At 34.7% G+C, this 5,534-nt stretch carries 7 protein-coding genes and 1 pseudogene; all 8 read left to right on the top strand.

Translation table 11 applies throughout. The annotated features are described in order from the left end of the window. Positions 1-256 (top strand): annotated as a pseudogene (locus ACH2BO_RS02495) (30S ribosomal protein S7); the annotation flags it as partial. Positions 257-267: 11 nt separating this feature from the next. Then, complete coding sequence (gene fusA / locus ACH2BO_RS02490) at positions 268-2,424, top strand: elongation factor G (protein ID WP_395043181.1); 2,157 nt, start codon at positions 268-270, stop codon at positions 2,422-2,424. Positions 2,425-2,435: 11 nt separating this feature from the next. Next, complete coding sequence (gene rpsJ, locus ACH2BO_RS02485; protein WP_035125647.1) at positions 2,436-2,741, top strand: 30S ribosomal protein S10; 306 nt, start codon at positions 2,436-2,438, stop codon at positions 2,739-2,741. A gap of 102 nt (positions 2,742-2,843) precedes the next feature. Next, positions 2,844-3,461, top strand: a complete 618-nt coding sequence (rplC, locus tag ACH2BO_RS02480; protein ID WP_395043180.1) for a 50S ribosomal protein L3 — start codon at positions 2,844-2,846, stop codon at positions 3,459-3,461. Beyond that, the gene (gene rplD, locus ACH2BO_RS02475) at positions 3,461-4,090 is read left to right on the top strand and encodes a 50S ribosomal protein L4 (RefSeq protein WP_395043182.1); all 630 of its coding nucleotides are present in this window, start codon (positions 3,461-3,463) and stop codon (positions 4,088-4,090) included. Before rplC ends, rplD begins: the two co-directional genes overlap by 1 nt. 6 nt (positions 4,091-4,096) lie before the next feature. Beyond that, positions 4,097-4,387: a 50S ribosomal protein L23 gene (gene rplW / locus ACH2BO_RS02470; protein WP_395043179.1), complete on the top strand. Its 291-nt coding sequence runs from the start codon at positions 4,097-4,099 to the stop codon at positions 4,385-4,387. A 9-nt stretch (positions 4,388-4,396) separates the two neighbouring features. Then, the gene (rplB, locus tag ACH2BO_RS02465) at positions 4,397-5,221 is read left to right on the top strand and encodes a 50S ribosomal protein L2 (RefSeq protein ID WP_395043178.1); all 825 of its coding nucleotides are present in this window, start codon (positions 4,397-4,399) and stop codon (positions 5,219-5,221) included. Positions 5,222-5,231: 10 nt separating this feature from the next. Then, complete coding sequence (gene rpsS / locus ACH2BO_RS02460; protein ID WP_014085019.1) at positions 5,232-5,510, top strand: 30S ribosomal protein S19; 279 nt, start codon at positions 5,232-5,234, stop codon at positions 5,508-5,510. The last annotated feature ends 24 nt before the right edge of the window (positions 5,511-5,534 follow it).

The following is a 5,534-nucleotide window of genomic DNA, read 5'->3' as shown; positions in this document are numbered from 1 at the left end:
CGTAGAAGTACGTAGTCGTAGAGTTGGTGGAGCAACATTCCAAATACCAATGCAAATTCGTCCAGACAGAAAAATTTCTATGGCAATGAAGTGGATGCTTCTTTATGCTCGTAGAAGAAATGAAAAATCTATGGCTCAAAAACTAGCTTCTGAAATTTTAGCTGCGGCTAAAGAAGAAGGTGCTGCAGTTAAAAAGAGAATGGATACTCACAAAATGGCCGAAGCAAACAAAGCATTCTCACATTTTAGATTTTAATATATAGAGAAATGGCTAGAGATTTAAAATTCACAAGAAATATTGGTATTGCAGCTCATATTGATGCTGGTAAAACTACCACTACAGAACGTATATTATTCTACACAGGAAAATCACACAAAATTGGAGAAGTGCACGATGGTGCTGCAACAATGGACTGGATGGCACAAGAGCAAGAAAGAGGTATTACAATTACTTCTGCTGCTACAACTTGTGAATGGAGTTTTCCAACAGAACAAGGTAAACCTTTACCAACTTCTGAGGATTATCACTTTAATATTATAGACACGCCTGGTCACGTTGATTTTACTGTTGAGGTAAATCGCTCATTACGTGTGCTTGATGGTTTAGTTTTCTTGTTTAGTGCAGTTGATGGTGTTGAGCCACAATCAGAAACTAACTGGAGACTTGCAGATCAATATAGAGTTCCAAGAATGGGATTCGTTAATAAAATGGATAGACAAGGATCTAACTTTTTGATGGTATGTCAACAAGTTCGTGATATGTTAAAATCTAATGCAGTTGCAATTACATTGCCAATTGGAGAAGAAAATGATTTTAGAGGTGTTGTAGATTTAGTGAAAAATCAAGCTATTGTTTGGCATGATGAGACTTTAGGAGCAACATTTGATATCGTTCCAATTCCAGAAGATATGCTTGCAGAAGTAAAAGAGTACAGATCAATTCTTATAGAAGCAGTAGCTGATTATGATGAGAACTTACTTGAAAAGTTTATGGAAGATGAAAACTCAATTACTGAGGAAGAAATCAACGTAGCTTTAAGAGCCGCAACTATGGACATGGCTATCATTCCTATGATTGCAGGTTCTTCTTTCAAAAATAAAGGAGTACAATTCATGTTAGATGCAGTTTGCAAATACTTGCCATCTCCATTAGATAAAGAAGGTATCGAAGGTATTCATCCTGATGATGCTGAATTATTAGAAGAAGATCAAACTAAAATATTACGTCGTCCAGATGTAAAAGAACCATTCGCGGCTTTAGCATTTAAAATTGCAACCGATCCTTATGTTGGTCGTTTAGCATTTTTCCGTGCTTATTCAGGTCGTTTAGATGCTGGTTCTTATATTTTGAACACGCGTTCTGGTAATAAAGAAAGAATTTCTCGTATCTATCAAATGCACGCTAATAAACAAAATCCAATCGATTATATCGAAGCTGGAGATATTGGAGCGGCAGTTGGATTTAAAGATATTAAGACTGGAGACACAATGTGTGATGAAAAACACCCAATTATTCTTGAGTCAATGAAATTCCCAGCGCCAGTAATAGGTATCGCAATTGAGCCAAAAACTAAAGCTGACGTTGATAAAATGGGTATGGCTTTAGCCAAATTAGCAGAGGAAGATCCAACATTTACAGTTAGAACTGATGAAGCTTCAGGACAAACTATTATTTCAGGAATGGGTGAGTTACACTTAGATATTCTTGTAGATAGAATGAAACGTGAATTTAAAGTTGAAGTTAATCAAGGTGAACCTCAGGTAGAATACAAAGAAGCTTTTACAAGATCTGCTACACACAGAGAAACTTACAAAAAACAATCTGGAGGTCGTGGTAAATTCGGTGATATCGTATTTACATTAGAACCAGCTGATTTGGTTGATGGTAAAGCTCCTGTTGGTTTACAATTTGTTAACGCAGTAAAAGGTGGTAATGTTCCTAAAGAATATATTCCATCTGTAGAAAAAGGTTTCCGTGAAGCTATGAAAACTGGACCACTAGCTGGTTATCAAGTTGATAGTTTAAAAGTAACTTTAACTGACGGATCTTTTCACCCAGTTGATTCTGATGCTCTTTCTTTTGAATTAGCAGCTAGAATGGGTTATAGAGAAGTGGCAAAAGCGGCAGGTGCAATTGTACTTGAACCGATAATGAAAATGGAAGTTATTACACCTGAAGAAAACATGGGAGATATCGTTGGTGATATCAACCGTCGTAGAGGTCAAGTAAACGATATGGGAGACAGAAATGGAGCTAAAACTATTAAAGCAGATGTTCCATTATCAGAAATGTTTGGTTATGTTACTACATTAAGAACACTTTCATCAGGTAGAGCAACATCTACTATGGAATTTTCTCACTATGCAGAAACACCTTCTAATATATCTGAAGCAGTTATCAAAAAAGCAAAAGGAAACGCATAATTTTTATCAAGATGAGTCAAAAAATTAGAATAAAATTAAAATCTTACGATCACATGTTGGTAGATAAATCTGCTGAAAAGATTGTAAAAACTGTAAAAAGTACAGGTGCAGTTGTAACTGGTCCAATTCCATTACCAACACACAAAAAAATATTTACTGTATTACGTTCTCCTCACGTTAATAAAAAATCGAGAGAGCAATTTGAAGTTATGTCTTATAAAAGATTAATTGATATTTATAGTTCATCTTCAAAAACAATTGACGCTCTAATGAAACTAGAGTTGCCAAGTGGTGTTGAAGTTGAGATTAAAGTATAATAACTTTAAAAAAAATAAAATTTAAGTTAAGTATTAGGTTTTTATATTTCTAATACTTAATTTTTATATCAAAAAGAATTAATAATTAATAAATAGTTTAATATGTCTGGGTTAATTGGAAGAAAAATCGGCATGACTAGCTTATTTGATGAAAACGGGAAAAATATTCCTTGTACAGTAATCGAAGCTGGACCTTGTGTCGTTACCCAAGTCAGAACCATTGAGGTTGACGGGTATGAAGCCTTACAACTTGGTTTCGATGACAAAACAGAAAAACACGCCACTAAAGCTGATTTAGGTCACTTTAAAAAAGCTGGTACTTCTGCTAAAAAGAAAGTCGTTGAATTCCAAAGTTTTGAAGGTAAATTTAATCTTGGTGACAGCATCACAGTTGATGTATTCGCTGAAGGAGAATTTGTTGATGTACAAGGTGTATCAAAAGGTAAAGGTTTTCAAGGTGTTGTTAAACGTCACGGTTTTGGTGGTGTTGGACAAGCAACGCATGGTCAACACAATCGTTTAAGAGCGCCAGGATCAGTAGGAGCATCGTCTTATCCATCACGTGTATTCAAAGGAATGCGTATGGCTGGAAGAATGGGTGGTGATAATGTTAAAGTACAAAATCTTAGAGTTTTGAAAGTAGTTGCTGAAAAGAATCTACTTGTTGTTAAAGGAGCTATTCCTGGATGCAAAAACTCTTACGTAATCATTCAGAAGTAATGGAAGTAAAAGTTTTAGATATCAAAGGAAAAGATACTGGAAGAAAAGTTCAACTTTCTGATTCAGTATTCGGTATAGAGCCAAATAAACATGCGGTATATCTTGATGTTAAGCAATATTTAGCTAATCAAAGACAAGGAACTCATAAAGCTAAAGAAAGAGCTGAAGTTGCTGGAAGTACTCGTAAGATTAAAAAGCAAAAAGGAACTGGTACTGCAAGAGCAGGTAGTGCTAAAAATCCATTGTTCAAAGGTGGAGGAACTGTTTTTGGTCCAAGACCTAGAAGCTATTCATTCAAATTGAACAAAGGTTTAAAGCGTTTAGCTAGAAGATCTGCATTTACTCTAAAAGCAAAAGAATCAAGTATATTAGTGCTTGAAGATTTTACTTTTGATACACCAAACACTAAAAACTTTTTATCAGTTTTAAGTGCTTTAGGAATAGAAAATAAAAAATCTTTATTTGTGTTGGGTGATTCAAATAAAAATGTATATTTGTCGTCACGCAATTTAAAAGCTTCTAACGTGATAACTAACTCTGAATTAAGTACATACGCGATATTAAACGCAAATTATTTAGTACTTTTAGAAGGTTCTTTAGAAGGAATTGAAGAAAATTTAAGCAAATAATAAGCCATGAGTATCATAGTTAAACCTATTATTACAGAAAAAATCACCAAAGATGGTGAAGTTTTCAATCGTTTTGGTTTCGTTGTAGACAAAAAAGCAAACAAAGTACAAATTAAGAAAGCTGTTGAGGCAACTTATGGTATTAAAGTTGTAAGTGTTAATACAATGAATGTTAGACCAGATAGAACTGCTAAATACACTAAAAGTGGTTTAATAAGTGGAAAGTCAAATGCTTATAAAAAAGCAATTGTACAAGTACAAGAAGGAGAAACAATAGATTTTTACAACAATATCTAGAATAAAAAGATGTCAGTAAGAAAATTAAAACCTATTACCCCAGGTCAGCGATTTAGAGTTGTAAATGGTTTTGACGCCATTACAACTGATAAGCCGGAGCGTTCATTAATTGCACCGATAAAAAACTCAGGAGGTAGAAATAGTCAAGGAAAAATGACCATGCGTTATACAGGCGGTGGTCACAAACAAAGATATCGTATCATTGATTTCAAAAGAACTAAACTGGGAATTCCAGCAAAAGTTAAATCAATTGAGTATGATCCAAACAGAACTGCTTTTATTGCGTTATTATGGTATGCAGATGGAGAGAAAACATATATTGTTGCTCAAAATGGTTTACAAGTAGGACAAACTGTTGTGTCTGGCGAAGAAGCGTCTCCGGAAATTGGAAATACTTTACCATTAAGTAAAATTCCATTAGGAACGGTAATTTCATGTATTGAATTACGTCCTGGACAAGGAGCTACAATCGCTAGAAGTGCAGGTACTTTTGCTCAATTAATGGCAAGAGATGGAAAATACGCAACAATTAAAATGCCTTCAGGTGAAACAAGATTAATCTTGTTGACTTGCTCGGCAACCATTGGAGCTGTCTCTAACTCTGATCATCAATTAATTGTATCTGGTAAAGCAGGTAGAACAAGATGGTTAGGGAGAAGACCTAGAACAAGACCTGTTGCTATGAATCCTGTAGATCACCCAATGGGTGGTGGTGAAGGACGTTCATCTGGAGGTCATCCACGTTCTAGAAATGGTATTCCTGCTAAAGGTTATAGAACTCGTTCTAAAGTTAACCCAAGTAATAAGTATATTGTAGAACGCAGAAAGAAATAATTAGATAAACATGGCACGTTCATTAAAAAAAGGACCTTTTGTACACTACAAATTAGATAAAAAAGTTCAAGAGAATATTGAAAAAGGAAACAAAGGTGTTGTTAAGACTTGGTCTAGAGCATCAATGATTACTCCAGATTTCGTAGGACAAACTATCGCTGTACACAATGGTCGTCAATTTGTTCCGGTTTATGTAACTGAGAACATGGTAGGACACAAATTAGGAGAATTTTCACCAACAAGATCATTTAGAGGTCACGCTGGAGCAAAAAATAAAGGTAAAAAATAAGAAGCAATGGGAGTTCGTAAAAGA

This window comes from Flavobacterium sp. (assembly GCF_043773265.1).
In the GTDB taxonomy this organism is placed as follows: Bacteria; Bacteroidota; Bacteroidia; order Flavobacteriales; family Flavobacteriaceae; genus Flavobacterium.
Note: the sequence above shows the minus strand (reverse complement) of the source record. Positions and strands in the feature narration are given on the sequence as shown.